Origin of the sequence: Phytopseudomonas punonensis, from assembly GCF_900142655.1 — a bacterium.
GTDB lineage: Bacteria > Pseudomonadota > Gammaproteobacteria > Pseudomonadales > Pseudomonadaceae > Aquipseudomonas > Aquipseudomonas punonensis.
On sequence record NZ_FRBQ01000010.1, the window covers coordinates 1 to 14,645 of the forward strand.

At 55.6% G+C, this 14,645-nt stretch carries 28 protein-coding genes; all 28 read left to right on the plus strand.

Annotated elements, in window-relative coordinates; translation table 11 throughout:
- A partial coding sequence (gene tuf / locus BUC40_RS19125) for an elongation factor Tu (RefSeq protein ID WP_073267835.1) occupies nt 1–1,176 on the plus strand: 1,176 nt, incomplete at its 5' end.
- 180 nt (nt 1,177–1,356) lie between these two features.
- Nucleotides 1,357–1,668 (plus strand): 30S ribosomal protein S10, encoded by a 312-nt coding sequence (gene rpsJ, locus BUC40_RS19130; RefSeq protein WP_010486970.1) that lies wholly within the window; start codon nt 1,357–1,359, stop codon nt 1,666–1,668.
- Between the two features lie 82 nt (nt 1,669–1,750).
- Complete coding sequence (gene rplC, locus BUC40_RS19135; RefSeq protein WP_073267837.1) at nt 1,751–2,386, plus strand: 50S ribosomal protein L3; 636 nt, start codon at nt 1,751–1,753, stop codon at nt 2,384–2,386.
- A 12-nt stretch (nt 2,387–2,398) separates the two neighbouring features.
- Nucleotides 2,399–3,001: a 50S ribosomal protein L4 gene (rplD, locus tag BUC40_RS19140; RefSeq protein WP_042552942.1), complete on the plus strand. Its 603-nt coding sequence runs from the start codon at nt 2,399–2,401 to the stop codon at nt 2,999–3,001.
- Nucleotides 2,998–3,300: a 50S ribosomal protein L23 gene (gene rplW / locus BUC40_RS19145; protein ID WP_013789759.1), complete on the plus strand. Its 303-nt coding sequence runs from the start codon at nt 2,998–3,000 to the stop codon at nt 3,298–3,300. Before rplD ends, rplW begins: the two co-directional genes overlap by 4 nt.
- A gap of 14 nt (nt 3,301–3,314) precedes the next feature.
- Nucleotides 3,315–4,139, plus strand: coding sequence for a 50S ribosomal protein L2 (rplB, locus tag BUC40_RS19150; RefSeq protein WP_073267839.1), 825 nt, complete (start codon nt 3,315–3,317; stop codon nt 4,137–4,139).
- 16 nt (nt 4,140–4,155) lie between these two features.
- Nucleotides 4,156–4,431: a 30S ribosomal protein S19 gene (gene rpsS / locus BUC40_RS19155; RefSeq protein ID WP_013789761.1), complete on the plus strand. Its 276-nt coding sequence runs from the start codon at nt 4,156–4,158 to the stop codon at nt 4,429–4,431.
- Nucleotides 4,432–4,442: 11 nt separating this feature from the next.
- Nucleotides 4,443–4,775 (plus strand): 50S ribosomal protein L22, encoded by a 333-nt coding sequence (rplV, locus tag BUC40_RS19160; protein ID WP_003103908.1) that lies wholly within the window; start codon nt 4,443–4,445, stop codon nt 4,773–4,775.
- Between the two features lie 13 nt (nt 4,776–4,788).
- On the plus strand, nt 4,789–5,475 hold the full coding sequence (gene rpsC, locus BUC40_RS19165; protein ID WP_070882613.1) for a 30S ribosomal protein S3: 687 nt from the start codon (nt 4,789–4,791) through the stop codon (nt 5,473–5,475).
- Nucleotides 5,476–5,487: 12 nt separating this feature from the next.
- Nucleotides 5,488–5,901 carry a 50S ribosomal protein L16 gene (gene rplP, locus BUC40_RS19170; protein WP_042552939.1) on the plus strand — a complete coding sequence of 138 codons (414 nt, stop codon included), beginning with the start codon at nt 5,488–5,490 and terminating at the stop codon, nt 5,899–5,901.
- Nucleotides 5,901–6,092 (plus strand): 50S ribosomal protein L29, encoded by a 192-nt coding sequence (gene rpmC / locus BUC40_RS19175; RefSeq protein ID WP_002555481.1) that lies wholly within the window; start codon nt 5,901–5,903, stop codon nt 6,090–6,092. Before rplP ends, rpmC begins: the two co-directional genes overlap by 1 nt.
- Before the next feature lie 2 nt (nt 6,093–6,094).
- The gene (gene rpsQ, locus BUC40_RS19180; RefSeq protein WP_023534981.1) at nt 6,095–6,361 is read left to right on the plus strand and encodes a 30S ribosomal protein S17; all 267 of its coding nucleotides are present in this window, start codon (nt 6,095–6,097) and stop codon (nt 6,359–6,361) included.
- Between the two features lie 23 nt (nt 6,362–6,384).
- The gene (rplN, locus tag BUC40_RS19185; RefSeq protein ID WP_002555479.1) at nt 6,385–6,753 is read left to right on the plus strand and encodes a 50S ribosomal protein L14; all 369 of its coding nucleotides are present in this window, start codon (nt 6,385–6,387) and stop codon (nt 6,751–6,753) included.
- A gap of 11 nt (nt 6,754–6,764) precedes the next feature.
- Nucleotides 6,765–7,079 carry a 50S ribosomal protein L24 gene (gene rplX / locus BUC40_RS19190; protein WP_042552938.1) on the plus strand — a complete coding sequence of 105 codons (315 nt, stop codon included), beginning with the start codon at nt 6,765–6,767 and terminating at the stop codon, nt 7,077–7,079.
- A gap of 19 nt (nt 7,080–7,098) precedes the next feature.
- Nucleotides 7,099–7,638, plus strand: coding sequence for a 50S ribosomal protein L5 (rplE, locus tag BUC40_RS19195; protein ID WP_073267842.1), 540 nt, complete (start codon nt 7,099–7,101; stop codon nt 7,636–7,638).
- Nucleotides 7,639–7,651: 13 nt separating this feature from the next.
- Entirely contained in the window at nt 7,652–7,957 is a 306-nt protein-coding gene (gene rpsN / locus BUC40_RS19200; protein ID WP_073267844.1) for a 30S ribosomal protein S14, read from the plus strand.
- 184 nt (nt 7,958–8,141) lie between these two features.
- The gene (gene rpsH / locus BUC40_RS19205) at nt 8,142–8,534 is read left to right on the plus strand and encodes a 30S ribosomal protein S8 (RefSeq protein WP_073267846.1); all 393 of its coding nucleotides are present in this window, start codon (nt 8,142–8,144) and stop codon (nt 8,532–8,534) included.
- Nucleotides 8,535–8,546: 12 nt separating this feature from the next.
- Nucleotides 8,547–9,080, plus strand: a complete 534-nt coding sequence (rplF, locus tag BUC40_RS19210) for a 50S ribosomal protein L6 (protein ID WP_042552935.1) — start codon at nt 8,547–8,549, stop codon at nt 9,078–9,080.
- Nucleotides 9,081–9,091: 11 nt separating this feature from the next.
- The gene (rplR, locus tag BUC40_RS19215; RefSeq protein ID WP_042552934.1) at nt 9,092–9,442 is read left to right on the plus strand and encodes a 50S ribosomal protein L18; all 351 of its coding nucleotides are present in this window, start codon (nt 9,092–9,094) and stop codon (nt 9,440–9,442) included.
- Nucleotides 9,443–9,445: 3 nt separating this feature from the next.
- Nucleotides 9,446–9,946, plus strand: coding sequence for a 30S ribosomal protein S5 (rpsE, locus tag BUC40_RS19220; protein WP_013789768.1), 501 nt, complete (start codon nt 9,446–9,448; stop codon nt 9,944–9,946).
- Between the two features lie 2 nt (nt 9,947–9,948).
- Nucleotides 9,949–10,128 carry a 50S ribosomal protein L30 gene (gene rpmD, locus BUC40_RS19225; protein WP_013789769.1) on the plus strand — a complete coding sequence of 60 codons (180 nt, stop codon included), beginning with the start codon at nt 9,949–9,951 and terminating at the stop codon, nt 10,126–10,128.
- 3 nt (nt 10,129–10,131) lie between these two features.
- Nucleotides 10,132–10,566: a 50S ribosomal protein L15 gene (gene rplO / locus BUC40_RS19230; RefSeq protein ID WP_013789770.1), complete on the plus strand. Its 435-nt coding sequence runs from the start codon at nt 10,132–10,134 to the stop codon at nt 10,564–10,566.
- Nucleotides 10,567–11,895 carry a preprotein translocase subunit SecY gene (gene secY, locus BUC40_RS19235; protein ID WP_073267849.1) on the plus strand — a complete coding sequence of 443 codons (1,329 nt, stop codon included), beginning with the start codon at nt 10,567–10,569 and terminating at the stop codon, nt 11,893–11,895.
- A 28-nt stretch (nt 11,896–11,923) separates the two neighbouring features.
- Nucleotides 11,924–12,040 (plus strand): 50S ribosomal protein L36, encoded by a 117-nt coding sequence (gene rpmJ / locus BUC40_RS19240; protein ID WP_002555468.1) that lies wholly within the window; start codon nt 11,924–11,926, stop codon nt 12,038–12,040.
- A gap of 131 nt (nt 12,041–12,171) precedes the next feature.
- Nucleotides 12,172–12,528: a 30S ribosomal protein S13 gene (rpsM, locus tag BUC40_RS19245; protein ID WP_073267851.1), complete on the plus strand. Its 357-nt coding sequence runs from the start codon at nt 12,172–12,174 to the stop codon at nt 12,526–12,528.
- A 30-nt stretch (nt 12,529–12,558) separates the two neighbouring features.
- Nucleotides 12,559–12,948, plus strand: coding sequence for a 30S ribosomal protein S11 (gene rpsK / locus BUC40_RS19250; protein WP_013789773.1), 390 nt, complete (start codon nt 12,559–12,561; stop codon nt 12,946–12,948).
- 17 nt (nt 12,949–12,965) lie between these two features.
- Nucleotides 12,966–13,586, plus strand: coding sequence for a 30S ribosomal protein S4 (gene rpsD, locus BUC40_RS19255; RefSeq protein ID WP_073267853.1), 621 nt, complete (start codon nt 12,966–12,968; stop codon nt 13,584–13,586).
- Between the two features lie 22 nt (nt 13,587–13,608).
- Nucleotides 13,609–14,610 carry a DNA-directed RNA polymerase subunit alpha gene (locus BUC40_RS19260; protein WP_073267855.1) on the plus strand — a complete coding sequence of 334 codons (1,002 nt, stop codon included), beginning with the start codon at nt 13,609–13,611 and terminating at the stop codon, nt 14,608–14,610.
- Nucleotides 14,611–14,645: the final 35 nt, after the last annotated feature.

Consider the following 14,645-nt stretch of genomic DNA (forward strand, 5'->3'; position numbering starts at 1 on the left):
GAACGTAACAAACCGCACGTCAACGTTGGCACCATTGGTCACGTTGACCATGGTAAAACCACTCTGACCGCTGCTCTGACTCGTGTCTGCTCCGAAGTATTCGGTTCGGCCAAGGTCGACTTCGACAAGATCGACAGCGCGCCGGAAGAGAAGGCTCGTGGTATCACCATCAATACCGCTCACGTTGAATACGATTCGGCCGTGCGTCACTACGCGCACGTTGACTGCCCAGGTCACGCCGACTACGTAAAAAACATGATCACCGGTGCTGCTCAGATGGACGGCGCTATCCTGGTTTGCTCGGCCGCTGATGGTCCGATGCCGCAAACTCGTGAGCACATCCTGCTGTCCCGTCAGGTAGGCGTTCCGTTCATCGTTGTCTTCCTGAACAAGGCTGACATGGTTGACGACGCTGAGCTGCTGGAACTGGTTGAGATGGAAGTGCGCGATCTGCTGAGCACTTACGACTTCCCGGGCGACGACACTCCGATCATCATCGGTTCTGCTCTGATGGCTCTGAACGGCCAGGACGACAACGGCATGGGCACCACTGCTGTTAAGACCCTGGTTGAAACTCTGGACAGCTACATCCCAGAGCCGGTTCGTGCGATCGACCGTCCGTTCCTGATGCCGATCGAAGACGTATTCTCGATCTCCGGCCGCGGTACTGTAGTTACCGGTCGTGTAGAGCGCGGTATCGTCAAGATCCAGGAAGAAATCGAGATCGTTGGTCTGCGTGACACCACCAAGACCACCTGTACCGGTGTTGAGATGTTCCGCAAGCTGCTCGACGAAGGTCGTGCTGGTGAGAACTGTGGCGTTCTGCTGCGCGGCACCAAGCGTGACGACGTAGAGCGTGGTCAGGTTCTGGCCAAGCCGGGCACCATCAAGCCGCACACCAAGTTCGAAGCTGAAGTGTACGTTCTGTCCAAAGAAGAAGGTGGTCGTCACACCCCGTTCTTCAAAGGCTACCGTCCACAGTTCTACTTCCGCACCACTGACGTAACCGGTTCGTGCGAACTGCCGGAAGGCGTTGAGATGGTAATGCCGGGCGACAACATTAAAATGGTTGTCACCCTGATCAAGCCGATCGCCATGGAAGACGGCCTGCGCTTCGCAATTCGCGAAGGTGGTCGTACCGTTGGTGCTGGCGTGGTTGCCAAGATCGTTGAGTAATCAATGATCTGATGTAGAAAAAGCCCCCGCTCTGCGGGGGCTTTTTTATGGGCGCCTGCTTTGTTGGTTATTTTCTAACCGGGTTGACACCCTGTGGGGGCGTCTATAGAATCACGCCTCCTTTTAACGGGCGTACTGCGCCTGTTAAGGGGGACTCGCAGCTTGGAATCTGAGGTCAAAATGCAAAACCAACAAATCCGTATACGGTTGAAGGCTTTTGACCATCGCCTGATCGATCAATCAACCCAGGAAATCGTGGAAACCGCGAAACGTACTGGTGCTCAGGTGCGTGGTCCGATTCCTCTGCCAACTCGCAAAGAGCGGTTTACTGTTCTGACTTCGCCACACGTCAACAAAGACGCGCGTGATCAGTTCGAAATCCGCACTCATAAGCGCGTACTGGACATCGTCCAGCCAACGGATAAAACCGTTGATGCTCTTATGAAGCTTGATCTTGCGGCTGGCGTGGAAGTACAGATCAGCCTCGGCTAAAACCTGGCGGTTTTAGTCGTGTAACGCTCTGAAATGGGCGGCCATAGCGGGTGAAAGCCCCGTACACTCATGAGGTTACAACATGACTATTGGTGTAGTCGGTCGAAAAGCGGGCATGACCCGTATTTTCACCGAAGAAGGTGTCTCCATTCCGGTTACGGTCATTGAGATCGAGCCGAATCGCGTCACCCAGTTCAAAACTGAAGAATCCGATGGCTATCGTGCAGTGCAAGTCACTGTAGGTGAGCGTCGTGCTTCGCGTGTTACAGCTGCTCAAGCTGGTCACTTCGCTAAGGCGAACGTCGCGGCTGGTCGTACTGTCATGGAATTCCGTCTTGAAGAAGGCGACTACCAGGCTGGCGATCTGATCAACGCTGAAATCTTCCAAGCTGGTCAACTGGTCGATGTGACCGGTCAGTCCAAAGGTAAAGGCTTTGCCGGTACCATCAAGCGTTGGAACTTCCGCGGCCAAGACAACACCCACGGTAACTCCGTGTCCCACCGCGTTCCGGGTTCGATTGGCCAGTGCCAGACTCCGGGTCGTGTCTTCAAGGGCAAAAAAATGTCCGGTCACATGGGTGCTGAGCGCGTGACTGTGCAGTCCCTGGAAGTAGTGCGCGTGGATGCTGAACGCAACCTGCTGCTGGTCAAGGGTGCCGTTCCTGGCGCTACTGGCGGCAACCTGGTTGTACGTCCGGCTGCCAAGGCTCGCGGTTAAGGGGAAGCTGACATGCAATTAAATGTAAATGGCGCTCAAGCGATCGAAGTGTCCGATGCGACTTTCGGTGGTGATTACAACGAGACCCTGGTTCACCAAGCAGTTGTGGCCTACATGGCCGGCGGCCGTCAGGGCAGCAAGCAACAGAAGACTCGTTCCGACGTATCCGGTGGCGGTAAGCGCCCATGGCGTCAGAAAGGTACTGGCCGTGCTCGTGCTGGTACTACTCGTGGTCCGATCTGGCGTGGCGGTGGTGTGACCTTCGCAGCTCGTCCTCAAAACCATGATCAGAAGCTGAACAAGAAGATGTATCGCGCTGCGATCCGTTCGATTCTTGCTGAGCTGGTCCGTAGCGACCGCCTGGTAGTGGTAGAAGACTTCGCTGTTGAAGCTCCGAAAACCAAAGAACTGCTGGGCAAGCTGAATGACATGGGTCTGACTGATGTCCTGATCGTGTCTGATGCGGTTGACCAAAATCTGTACCTGGCTGCTCGTAACCTGCCGCACGTCGACGTTCGTGACGTACAGGGTTCCGATCCGGTCAGTCTGATCGCGTATGAAAAGGTACTGGTTACCGTTTCTGCCGTGAAGAAATTCGAGGAGCTGCTGGGATGAACCAGGAACGCGTATTCAAAGTGCTGCTTGGCCCGCACATCTCCGAGAAGGCCACGACTCTGGCAGACAAGAAAAGCCAGTTCGTTTTCAAAGTTGCGACTGACGCAACCAAGCTGGAAATCAAGAAGGCCGTCGAAAGCCTGTTCAGCGTGAAGGTTCAGCATGTGACTACTCAGAACGTTCTGGGTAAGAGCAAGCGTACCGCTCGCGGTCTGGGCAAGCGTAACGACTGGAAGAAAGCGATCATCTCGCTTCAGCCAGGCCAGGATCTCGATTTCGCCACCAGCAGTGCTGAGTAAGGAAGGGGTGCATCATGGCAATCGTTAAATGCAAACCGACTTCCGCGGGCCGCCGTTTTGTGGTCAAGGTGGTCAATCAGGAGCTGCACAAAGGCGCTCCTCATGCTCCGCTGCTCGAGAAGAAGTCGAAGACTGGCGGTCGTAACAACAACGGCCGTATCACTACCCGTCATATCGGTGGTGGTCACAAGCAGCATTATCGTCTGGTCGATTTCCGTCGCAACGACAAAGATGGCATTCCAGCTACTGTCGAGCGCGTTGAATATGACCCGAACCGTACTGCGCACATCGCCCTGCTGAAATATGCAGACGGTGAGCGTCGCTACATCATCGCACCGAAAGGTGTGAGCGCCGGCGATCAGCTGGTTGCAGGTTCGATGGCGCCGATCAAGGCTGGTAACAGCCTGCCGCTGCGTAACATTCCGGTTGGTTCGACCGTTCACGGTATCGAGCTCAAGCCGGGCAAAGGTGCTCAAATCGCTCGTTCCGCTGGTGCTTCGGCTCAGTTGATCGCTCGTGAAGGCGTCTACGTCACCCTGCGTCTGCGCAGCGGTGAAATGCGTAAAGTGCTGGCCGAATGCCGCGCGACCCTGGGTGAAGTCTCGAACTCCGAGCACAGCCTGCGTTCGCTGGGTAAAGCTGGTGCCAAACGCTGGCGTGGCGTTCGCCCGACCGTTCGTGGTGTTGCCATGAACCCGGTCGACCACCCACACGGTGGTGGTGAAGGTCGTACCTCTGGTGGTCGTCATCCGGTGTCTCCATGGGGCTTCCCGACTAAGGGCGCGAAGACTCGTGGTAACAAACGCACCGACAACATGATCGTCCGTCGTCGCAAGTAACTAGAGGGATACGACAGTGCCACGTTCTCTGAAAAAAGGTCCTTTCATCGATCTTCACCTACTGAAGAAGGTCGAAGTGGCAGCAGAAAAGAATGATCGCAAGCCGGTGAAAACCTGGTCGCGCCGTTCGATGATTCTGCCGCAGATGGTCGGTCTGACCATCGCCGTGCATAACGGTCGTCAACACGTCCCCGTTCTCGTGAACGAAGACATGGTCGGCCACAAACTGGGCGAGTTCGCCGGTACCCGCACTTATCGTGGGCACGTGGCTGACAAGAAAGCCAAGCGTTAAGGGGTAAGGAAATGGAAGTAGCCGCTAAGTTGTCGGGCGCTCGCATCTCCGCCCAGAAAGCCCGCTTGGTCGCCGACCAGATCCGCGGGAAGAAGGTGGGCGAAGCGCTCAACCTGCTGGCTTTTAGCAGTAAGAAAGCCGCGGAAATCATGAAGAAAGTGCTGGAGTCGGCTGTAGCCAACGCCGAGCACAACGAAGGCGCAGACGTTGATGACCTGAAGGTCAGCACCGTTTTCGTCAACGAGGGGCGTTCGCTGAAGCGAATCATGCCGCGTGCCAAAGGCCGCGCTGATCGCATCGTCAAGCGGTCTTGCCATATCACTGTCAAGGTTGCGGACAAGTAACGGAGTCGATCAGATGGGTCAGAAAGTACATCCCACTGGCATTCGCCTGGGAATCGTCAAGGAACACACCTCCGTCTGGTACGCAGACGGTCGGACTTATGCGGACTACCTGTTCGCTGATCTGAAGGTGCGTGAATACCTCCTCGACAAACTAAAAAGCGCGTCCGTAAGCCGTGTCGACATCGCTCGCCCGGCCCAAACCGCACGCATCACCATCCACACCGCTCGTCCCGGCATCGTGATCGGCAAGAAAGGTGAAGATGTTGAGAAGCTGCGTCAGGACCTGACCAAGCAAATGGGTGTGCCTGTGCACATCAATATCGAAGAGATCCGCAAGCCGGAGCTCGACGGTATGCTGGTTGCGCAAAGCGTAGCTCAGCAGCTGGAGCGTCGTGTGATGTTCCGTCGCGCTATGAAGCGCGCTGTACAGAACGCCATGCGCATTGGTGCCAAAGGCATCAAAATCCAGGTGAGCGGTCGTCTCGGTGGTGCTGAAATCGCACGTACCGAATGGTATCGCGAAGGTCGTGTGCCGTTGCACACCCTGCGTGCCGATATCGACTATGCCACGTACGAAGCGCACACCACTTACGGTGTGATCGGTGTCAAGGTTTGGATCTTCAAAGGCGAGGTCATCGGTGGCCTCAAAGAAGAACTGAAACCGCAAGCACCTGCGCCTCGTAAAAAAGCTGCTAAGTAAGGGGTACGCCACATGTTGCAACCAAAGCGTACGAAGTTCCGCAAGCAGATGACCGGCCACAACCGTGGTCTGGCTCAGCGCGGTAGCAAAGTCAGCTTCGGCGAGTTCGCGCTGAAGTCTGTTGCCCGCGGTCGTCTCACCGCCCGTCAGATTGAGTCCGCTCGTCGTGCTCTGACTCGTCACGTTAAGCGTGGCGGGAAAATCTGGATTCGCGTGTTCCCTGACAAGCCTGTTACCAAGAAGCCTCTCGAAGTGCGGATGGGTAAAGGGAAGGGTAGCGTTGAATATTGGGTAGCCCAGATCCAGCCAGGCAAAGTCCTGTACGAGATCGAAGGCGTTTCCGAAGAGTTGGCGCGTGAGGCTTTCGCCCTGGCTGCTGCAAAGCTGCCGCTCGCCACCACTTTTGTTAAGCGGACGGTGATGTGATGAAGGCGAATGAACTTCGTGAAAAATCAGCACAGCAGCTGAACGAGCAACTGCTCGGCCTGCTGCGCGACCAGTTCAATCTGCGTATGCAGAAAGCAACTGGCCAGTTGGGGCAGTCTCACCTGCTCTCGCAAGTTAAGCGCGACATCGCTCGTGTGAAAACTGTGCTCAACCAGCAGGCAGGTAAGTGATCATGGCTGAAGCCGAAAAAACAGTCCGTACGCTGACCGGCCGTGTTGTCAGCGACAAGATGGACAAGACCATCACCGTACTGATCGAGCGTCGCGTTAAGCACCCGATCTACGGTAAATATGTCAAGCGTTCGACCAAGCTGCACGCACACGACGAAACCAATCAGTGCAAAATCGGCGACAAAGTTTCGATTACCGAAACGCGTCCGCTGGCCAAGACCAAGTCTTGGGCGCTGGTTGAAGTTCTCGAACGCGCAGTGGAAGTCTAAGGGCTAAGGGTCGGAGAAATTATATGATTCAGACTCAATCCATGCTCGATGTGGCCGACAACAGTGGTGCACGCCGCGTCATGTGCATCAAGGTGCTGGGTGGCTCGCATCGCCGCTACGCTGGCATTGGCGACATCATCAAGGTCACCGTCAAAGAAGCAATTCCGCGCGGTAAAGTGAAGAAAGGTCAGGTCATGACCGCAGTGGTCGTTCGTACCCGTCACGGCGTTCGCCGTGCCGACGGTTCGATCATCCGCTTCGACGGCAACGCTGCTGTTCTGCTGAACAACAAGCAAGAGCCGATCGGTACCCGTATCTTCGGGCCAGTGACCCGTGAACTTCGTACTGAGAAGTTCATGAAGATCGTCTCGCTCGCCCCTGAAGTGCTTTAAGGAGATCCGACATGCAAAAGATTCGTCGTGACGACGAGATCATCGTGATCGCCGGTAAAGACAAAGGTAAGCGCGGTAAGGTGCTCAAGGTTCTCGCTGACGACCGTCTGGTCGTTGGTGGGATCAACCTGGTGAAGCGTCATACCAAGCCGAACCCGATGTCGGGCGTTCAAGGCGGTATCGTCGAAAAAGAAGCGCCACTGCACGCTTCCAACGTTGCCATCTTCAATGGCGAAACCAACAAGGCTGACCGCGTTGGTTTCAAAGTAGAAGACGGCAAGAAAATTCGTGTCTTCAAGTCCACCCAGAAGCCGGTTGGCGCTTGAGAATCATAGGTAAAACACCATGGCACGACTGAAAGAGATTTACCGGAAGGAAATCGCTCCCAAGCTGAAGGAAGAACTGAAGCTTGGTAACGTGATGGAAGTTCCGCGCATCACCAAGATCACCCTGAACATGGGCCTGGGCGAAGCGATCGGTGACAAGAAGATCATCGAACACGCAGTTGCCGACCTCGAGAAGATTACCGGTCAGAAAGTCGTCGTGACTTATGCCCGTAAGTCGATCGCTGGTTTCAAGGTTCGTGAAGGCTGGCCGATCGGCGTCAAGGTCACTCTGCGTCGCGAGCGTATGTACGAGTTCCTGGATCGTCTGCTGTCCATCTCCCTGCCGCGCGTACGTGACTTCCGCGGCCTGAATGCCAAGTCCTTCGATGGCCGTGGCAACTACAGCATGGGCGTGAAAGAGCAGATCATCTTCCCGGAAATCGATTACGACAAGATCGATGCGCTGCGTGGTCTGGACATCACTCTGACCACTACTGCCCGTACGGATGATGAAGGTCGCGCACTGCTGCGTGCTTTCAAATTCCCGTTCCGTAACTGATTGGAGTAGGAACATGGCCAAGACGAGCATGAAAAACCGTGAGCTGAAACGTCAGCAAACGGTTGCTAAGTACGCCAAAAAGCGTGCTGAGCTGAAAGCCATCATCGTAGATCAGAACGCAACTCCAGAAGCACGCTGGGAAGCCAGTGTTGCCCTGCAGAAGCAACCGCGTGATGCCAGCGCTTCGCGCCTGCGCAATCGCTGCCGTATTACCGGCCGCCCGCACGGTGTCTTCCGCAAGTTCGGTCTGTCGCGTATCAAACTGCGTGAAGCAGCCATGCGCGGTGACGTACCAGGTCTGGTTAAAGCCAGCTGGTAAGCCGATGCGGCAAACGCCGGGGTTAGCTCCGGCGTACAAGCAATATGAATCAAGCCCCTTTTGGGGCTTGATTCATTTTTGATCAGTCTCTAGAATGCCCGGCTCGCCTGAGCCCGGATTTCCGTGAGTTCTGGTGATTCTTAGCTGAAAGGCTAATTCTTTTTGTATCAGGAGCGTCTAGCCCATGAGTATGCAGGACCCGTTAGCGGACATGCTAACTCGTATCCGTAATGCCCAGATGGCTGAAAAGTCCGTCGTAAGCATGCCGTCTTCCACGTTGAAGGTGGCTGTAGCCAAAGTTCTCAAAGACGAAGGTTACATTGCCGGTTATGAAATCAATGGTGAAGCAAAGCCACAGCTGTCGATCGAGCTGAAGTACTTCGAAGGCCGTCCGGTCATCGAGGAAGTCAAGCGCGTCAGCCGTCCTGGCCTTCGTCAGTACAAGTCCGTCGATGATCTGCCGAAAGTTCGTGGCGGTCTCGGTGTTTCCATCGTCTCCACCAACAAAGGTGTGATGACGGACCGCGCTGCGCGCGCTGCCGGTGTCGGCGGCGAAGTGCTTTGCACTGTGTTCTAAGGGGGGATAAGCATGTCTCGCGTTGCTAAGAACCCCGTCAAGCTGCCTGCTGGTGTAGAGATCAAACTCGCCGGTCAGCAGCTTTCGGTGAAGGGTGCCAAGGGCACTCTGGAACTGAATGTTCACTCGTCCGTTGAAGTGCTGCAGGAATCCGGTGAGCTGCGTTTCGCTGCTCGCAACGGCGACCAGCAGACTCGTGCGATGGCCGGTACTACCCGCGCTCTGGTTAACAACATGGTCATCGGCGTAAGCCAAGGCTTCGAGCGCAAGCTCCAGCTGGTCGGTGTTGGTTACAAGGCGCAGGCCAAGGGTCAGGTGCTTAACCTGGCGTTGGGCTTCTCTCACCCTATCGACTATCAACTGCCGGAAGGCGTTGTGGCCGAAACCCCGAACCAGACCGAGATCCTGATCAAGGGTGTCGATAAGCAGCTGGTTGGTCAGGTTGCTGCGGAGATCCGTGATTTCCGTCGTCCTGAGCCTTACAAGGGCAAAGGTGTTCGTTACGCTGACGAAGTCGTCCGCCGTAAAGAAGCCAAGAAGAAGTAAGGGGCTAGGAAATGACCGACAAAAAAGTTACTCGTCTGCGTCGCGCTCGCAAAGCACGCCTGAAAATGCACGAGCTCGAAGCCGTGCGTCTGTGCGTGTACCGCTCTTCGCAGCACATCTATGCCCAGGTCATCTCGGCCGACGGCAGCAAGGTTCTGGCCAGCGCCTCTACCTTGGACAAAGCACTGCGTGACAGCGCCACTGGCAACGTCGACGCGGCCAAGAAAGTTGGTGAGCTGGTTGCCGAGCGCGCGAAAGCCGCTGGTGTGACTCAGGTTGCATTCGACCGTTCTGGCTTCAAGTACCACGGCCGCGTCAAGGCGCTGGCTGATGCTGCTCGTGAAGGCGGGCTGGAGTTCTAAGTTATGGCAAATAACGACCAAAAACGCGACGAAGGCTATATCGAGAAGCTGGTTCAAGTGAACCGCGTTGCCAAGACCGTTAAAGGCGGCCGTATCTTCACCTTCACCGCGTTGACCGTGGTTGGTGATGGTAAGGGTCGTGTAGGTTTCGGCCGTGGCAAATCTCGTGAAGTGCCGGCTGCTATCCAGAAAGCTATGGAAGCTGCTCGTCGCAACATGATCCAAGTTGATCTGAACGGCACCACTCTGCAGTACGCCATGAAGTCCGCCCACGGCGCTTCGAAGGTTTATATGCAGCCTGCTTCCGAAGGTACCGGCATCATCGCTGGTGGCGCCATGCGTGCCGTCCTGGAGGTCGCTGGTGTTCAGAACGTTCTGGCCAAGTGCTACGGCTCTACCAACCCTGTGAACGTGGTTCATGCCACTTTCAAAGGTCTGAAGGCTATGCAGTCTCCGGATTCGGTTGCGGCCAAGCGTGGCAAGAGTGTCGAGGAGATTCTCTAACCATGGCTAACACCGTCAAAGTGACTCTGATCAAGAGCACCAATGGCCGTCTGGCCAATCATAAAGCCTGCGTCAAAGGTCTCGGCCTGCGTCGCATCAATCATACCGTCGAAGTTCTGGATACTCCGGAAAACCGCGGCATGATCAACAAGGCTTATTACCTTCTCCGTGTGGAGGGTTGATCCATGTACCTGAACGATTTGAGTCCAGCGCCGGGTTCCCGTCGCGAGAAGCACCGTCCGGGCCGTGGTATCGGTAGTGGTTTGGGCAAGACCGGTGGCCGCGGCCACAAAGGTCAGACCTCCCGCTCCGGTGGCACCATTGCTCCGGGTTTCGAAGGCGGCCAGCAGCCTCTGCACCGTCGTCTGCCCAAGTTCGGTTTCGTGTCTCTGAAAGCTATGGACCGCGCAGAAGTGCGTACTTCCGAGCTGAACAAGATCGAAGGCGACGTAGTTACTCTGCAAGCGCTGAAGGATGCCAATCTGATTAATCAAAACGTACAGCGTGTGAAAGTCATGCTGTCCGGTGAGATTACTCGTGCGGTCACCCTCAAAGGTATCGCTGCCACCAAAGGTGCGCGTGCGGCTATCGAAGCAGCTGGCGGTAAGTTCGAGGAATAAATGGCTAAGCAAGGTGCTCTCTCTGCTCTGGCTGGTGGCGGGTTGTCCGAACTCTGGGCTCGTCTGCGTTTTCTGTTCATGGCGATCATCGTCTATCGAATCGGCGCGCATATCCCAGTTCCCGGTATAAACCCCGACCGTCTGGCCGATCTGTTTCGACAGAATGAGGGGACCATTCTTAGCTTGTTCAACATGTTTTCCGGCGGCGCGCTGGAGCGGATGAGCATCTTTGCACTGGGGATCATGCCGTACATCTCGGCATCGATCATCATGCAGCTGATGACCGCCGTGAGCCCGCAGCTGGAGCAGTTGAAGAAGGAAGGTGAGGCTGGTCGTCGCAAGATCAGTCAATACACCCGCTACGGCACCTTGGTTCTGGCTTTTGTTCAGGCAATCGGCATGTCCGTTGGCCTGGCAAGTCAGGGCGTAGCGTTTTCGGTCGATTTCGGCTTCCACTTCGTTGCAGTCACCACGTTTGTGGCGGGTGCGATGTTCATGATGTGGTTAGGCGAGCAAATCACCGAGCGCGGTGTTGGCAACGGTATTTCGATGCTGATTTTTGCGGGCATCGTAGCCGGTCTGCCGTCGGCAATCGGGCAGTCTTTTGAGTCTGCGCGTCAGGGCGATATCAACATCTTCGCTCTTATTGCCATCGGTTTGCTGGCAGTAGCGATTATCGGTTTTGTGGTGTTCATTGAGCGTGGCCAGCGTCGTATCGCGGTGCACTACGCCAAGCGTCAGCAGGGCCGCAAGGTTTTTGCTGCGCAGACCAGCCACCTGCCGTTGAAGGTGAACATGGCGGGCGTAATCCCGGCCATTTTCGCCAGCAGCCTTCTGTTGTTCCCGGCCTCGCTGGGTGCCTGGTTTGGTCAGTCCGAAGGTATGGGCTGGCTGCAGGATATTTCACAGGCTATCGCTCCTGGTCAGCCGTTGAACATTTTGCTGTTTAGTGCAGGGATCGTTTTCTTCTGCTTCTTCTACACAGCGCTGATGTTCAACCCGAAAGACGTAGCGGAAAACCTGAAGAAGTCCGGTGCCTTTATTCCGGGTATCCGTCCCGGTGAGCAGTCTGCACGCTATATCGATGGCGTTCTGACTCGCTTGACCATGTTCGGTGCTCTGTACATGACGGCCGTATGCTTGTTGCCCCAGTTCCTGGTGGTGGCGGCCAACGTACCGTTCTACCTTGGCGGGACCTCGTTGCTGATCGTGGTAGTGGTTGTGATGGACTTTATGTCGCAAGTACAATCGCACCTCGTTTCGCACCAGTACGAATCCCTGATGAAGAAAGCCAACCTGAAGGGCTACGGCAGCGGCATGCTCCGCTGAAGTGTCCATAAGGTTCGAGGAGTTGGTGATGAAAGTTCGTGCATCGGTGAAAAAGCTGTGCCGTAACTGCAAAATTATTCGCCGTGAAGGTGTGGTACGGGTAATTTGCAGCGCTGAACCGCGTCACAAACAGCGCCAAGGCTGAGTGTGATCGAAGCTATAAGCCCGGCAGCTAGTGCGCTGCCGGGTTGATTATTTGTTTCTACAGCGATAATATCTCGCGCCCTATTTCTTGGCTCCCGGGGCGTAGGTAGCTGTCAATTGGAGTTCCACTGAATGGCCCGTATTGCAGGCGTTAACATTCCGGATAACAAGCACACTGTTATCTCGCTGACCTACATCTTTGGTGTTGGTCGCACTACTGCGCAGAAAATCTGTGCTGCTACCGGTGTCAATCCGGCAGCGAAGATCAAAGATCTCTCTGACGAGCAGATCGAGCAGCTGCGTGGTGAAGTCGCCAAGGTTAATACCGAGGGTGATCTGCGCCGCGAAGTGAACATGAAAATCAAACGCTTGATGGATCTGGGTTGCTACCGCGGCCTGCGTCATCGTAAAGGTCTGCCGGTTCGCGGTCAGCGCACCAAGACCAACGCACGCACCCGTAAGGGCCCGCGTAAGCCGATCCGCAAGTAATCGCGTTCGCGAATCGACAGGAATTTAGTCATGGCAAAACCTGCTGCTCGTACTCGTAAGAAAGTCAAGAAGACGGTGGTTGATGGCATCGCCCACATCCACGCTTCTTTCAACAACACCATCGTGACCATTACCGATCGTCAAGGTAACGCCCTGTCCTGGGCTACTTCCGGCGGCTCGGGTTTCCGCGGTTCCCGCAAGTCCACCCCGTTCGCTGCTCAGGTAGCTGCTGAACGTGCTGGTCAAGCTGCGCTGGAATATGGCCTGAAAAACCTCGACGTAAACGTCAAGGGCCCAGGTCCGGGTCGTGAGTCCGCAGTCCGTGCTCTTAACGGTTGCGGTTACAAGATCGCCAGCATCACCGATGTGACGCCTATCCCGCATAACGGGTGCCGTCCTTCGAAGAAGCGTCGCGTGTAATCAGGAGACAGTGAGAAATGGCTCGTTACATTGGTCCCAAATGCAAACTGTCTCGTCGTGAAGGCACTGATCTTTTCCTGAAAAGCGGCGTTCGCGCTCTGGAATCGAAGTGCAACATCGAAGCAGCCCCAGGTATTCACGGTCAGCGCCGTGGCCGTCAGTCCGACTACGGCACCCAGCTGCGTGAGAAGCAAAAAGTTCGTCGTATCTACGGTGTGCTTGAGCGTCAATTCAGCGGTTATTACAAAGAAGCTGCCGGCAAGAAAGGCGCTACTGGTGAGAACCTGCTGCAACTGCTCGAGTGCCGTCTGGATAACGTCGTTTATCGTATGGGCTTCGGCGCTACTCGTGCCGAATCCCGTCAGCTGGTTTCGCACAAAGCGATCAGCGTAAACGGCAAAACTGTCAACGTACCGTCCTATCAGGTTAAAGCTGGTGACGTTGTTGCAGTTCGCGAGAAGTCGAAGAATCAGCTGCGCATCGTTCAGGCTCTTGAGCTGTGTGCTCAGCGTGGCCGTGTTGAGTGGGTAGATGTAGACACCGAGAAGAAATCCGGCGTGTTCAAAAGCGTTCCGGTTCGTGGTGATCTCTCCGCTGACATCAACGAGAGCCTGATTGTCGAGCTCTACTCCAAGTAAGGGCTAGAAAATAGGTGCATCCATGCAGATTTCGGTAAATGAGTTCCTGACCCCCCGCCATATCGATGTGCAGGTGGTCAGTCAGACCCGCGCCAAGATCACTCTCGAGCCTCTCGAGCGTGGTTTCGGCCACACGCTGGGCAACGCGCTGCGTCGCATCCTGTTGTCCTCCATGCCTGGCTGTGCAGTAGTCGAGGCCGAGATTGACGGTGTACTCCATGAGTACAGCGCCATTGAAGGTGTTCAGGAGGATGTCATTGAAATCCTGCTCAACCTCAAAGGTCTTGCCATCAAACTGCACGGTCGAGACGAAGTTACACTGACTCTGGCGAAGAAGGGCTCTGGCGTCGTAACCGCTGCCGACATTCAGCTGGATCATGATGTTGAAATCGTCAACGGCGACCACGTAATCGCCAACCTGGCCTCCAATGGCGCGCTGAACATGAAGCTCGTAGTAGCTCGTGGTCGCGGCTATGAGCCAGCTGATTCGCGCCAGAGTGATGAAGACGAGAGCCGCAGCATTGGTCGCTTGCAGCTCGACTCTTCCTTCAGCCCGGTGCGTCGCGTGTCCTACGTGGTGGAAAACGCTCGCGTTGAGCAGCGTACCAACCTGGACAAACTGGTTATCGACCTCGAAACCAACGGTACCCTGGATCCTGAAGAGGCTATCCGTCGTGCTGCAACCATCCTGCAACAGCAGCTGGCTGCATTCGTCGACCTCAAAGGTGACAGCGAGCCTGTGGTAATCGAACAGGAAGACGAGATCGATCCGATCCTGCTCCGTCCGGTTGATGACCTGGAACTGACCGTTCGTTCGGCCAACTGCCTCAAGGCAGAGAACATCTACTACATCGGTGATCTGATTCAGCGCACTGAAGTAGAGCTGCTCAAAACGCCGAACCTGGGCAAGAAATCCCTGACTGAAATCAAGGACGTTCTGGCTTCCCGTGGTCTGTCCCTCGGTATGCGCCTCGACAACTGGCCGCCGGCAAGTCTGAAGAAAGACGACAAGGCGACTGCCTGATCGTCATCATCACCGAACGTATAGTTTGGTAAGGA

What these genes read in the sequence shown, in the direction of transcription:
- secY (WP_073267849.1), top strand. Translation starts at nt 10,567, where the DNA reads ATGGCTAAGCAAGGTGCTCTCTCTGCTCTGGCTGGTGGCGGGTTGTCC.
- rpmJ (WP_002555468.1), top strand. Translation starts at nt 11,924, where the DNA reads ATGAAAGTTCGTGCATCGGTGAAAAAGCTGTGCCGTAACTGCAAAATT.
- rpsC (WP_070882613.1), top strand. Translation starts at nt 4,789, where the DNA reads ATGGGTCAGAAAGTACATCCCACTGGCATTCGCCTGGGAATCGTCAAG.
- rplX (WP_042552938.1), top strand. Translation starts at nt 6,765, where the DNA reads ATGCAAAAGATTCGTCGTGACGACGAGATCATCGTGATCGCCGGTAAA.
- rpsN (WP_073267844.1), top strand. Translation starts at nt 7,652, where the DNA reads ATGGCCAAGACGAGCATGAAAAACCGTGAGCTGAAACGTCAGCAAACG.
- rpmC (WP_002555481.1), top strand. Translation starts at nt 5,901, where the DNA reads ATGAAGGCGAATGAACTTCGTGAAAAATCAGCACAGCAGCTGAACGAG.
- rplP (WP_042552939.1), top strand. Translation starts at nt 5,488, where the DNA reads ATGTTGCAACCAAAGCGTACGAAGTTCCGCAAGCAGATGACCGGCCAC.
- rpsD (WP_073267853.1), top strand. Translation starts at nt 12,966, where the DNA reads ATGGCTCGTTACATTGGTCCCAAATGCAAACTGTCTCGTCGTGAAGGC.
- BUC40_RS19260 (WP_073267855.1), top strand. Translation starts at nt 13,609, where the DNA reads ATGCAGATTTCGGTAAATGAGTTCCTGACCCCCCGCCATATCGATGTG.
- rplB (WP_073267839.1), top strand. Translation starts at nt 3,315, where the DNA reads ATGGCAATCGTTAAATGCAAACCGACTTCCGCGGGCCGCCGTTTTGTG.
- rpsE (WP_013789768.1), top strand. Translation starts at nt 9,446, where the DNA reads ATGGCAAATAACGACCAAAAACGCGACGAAGGCTATATCGAGAAGCTG.
- rplE (WP_073267842.1), top strand. Translation starts at nt 7,099, where the DNA reads ATGGCACGACTGAAAGAGATTTACCGGAAGGAAATCGCTCCCAAGCTG.
- rplO (WP_013789770.1), top strand. Translation starts at nt 10,132, where the DNA reads ATGTACCTGAACGATTTGAGTCCAGCGCCGGGTTCCCGTCGCGAGAAG.
- rplF (WP_042552935.1), top strand. Translation starts at nt 8,547, where the DNA reads ATGTCTCGCGTTGCTAAGAACCCCGTCAAGCTGCCTGCTGGTGTAGAG.
- rpsH (WP_073267846.1), top strand. Translation starts at nt 8,142, where the DNA reads ATGAGTATGCAGGACCCGTTAGCGGACATGCTAACTCGTATCCGTAAT.
- rplN (WP_002555479.1), top strand. Translation starts at nt 6,385, where the DNA reads ATGATTCAGACTCAATCCATGCTCGATGTGGCCGACAACAGTGGTGCA.
- rplD (WP_042552942.1), top strand. Translation starts at nt 2,399, where the DNA reads ATGCAATTAAATGTAAATGGCGCTCAAGCGATCGAAGTGTCCGATGCG.
- rpsM (WP_073267851.1), top strand. Translation starts at nt 12,172, where the DNA reads ATGGCCCGTATTGCAGGCGTTAACATTCCGGATAACAAGCACACTGTT.
- rplV (WP_003103908.1), top strand. Translation starts at nt 4,443, where the DNA reads ATGGAAGTAGCCGCTAAGTTGTCGGGCGCTCGCATCTCCGCCCAGAAA.
- rpsJ (WP_010486970.1), top strand. Translation starts at nt 1,357, where the DNA reads ATGCAAAACCAACAAATCCGTATACGGTTGAAGGCTTTTGACCATCGC.
- rpsQ (WP_023534981.1), top strand. Translation starts at nt 6,095, where the DNA reads ATGGCTGAAGCCGAAAAAACAGTCCGTACGCTGACCGGCCGTGTTGTC.
- rplW (WP_013789759.1), top strand. Translation starts at nt 2,998, where the DNA reads ATGAACCAGGAACGCGTATTCAAAGTGCTGCTTGGCCCGCACATCTCC.
- rplC (WP_073267837.1), top strand. Translation starts at nt 1,751, where the DNA reads ATGACTATTGGTGTAGTCGGTCGAAAAGCGGGCATGACCCGTATTTTC.
- rpmD (WP_013789769.1), top strand. Translation starts at nt 9,949, where the DNA reads ATGGCTAACACCGTCAAAGTGACTCTGATCAAGAGCACCAATGGCCGT.
- rpsK (WP_013789773.1), top strand. Translation starts at nt 12,559, where the DNA reads ATGGCAAAACCTGCTGCTCGTACTCGTAAGAAAGTCAAGAAGACGGTG.
- rplR (WP_042552934.1), top strand. Translation starts at nt 9,092, where the DNA reads ATGACCGACAAAAAAGTTACTCGTCTGCGTCGCGCTCGCAAAGCACGC.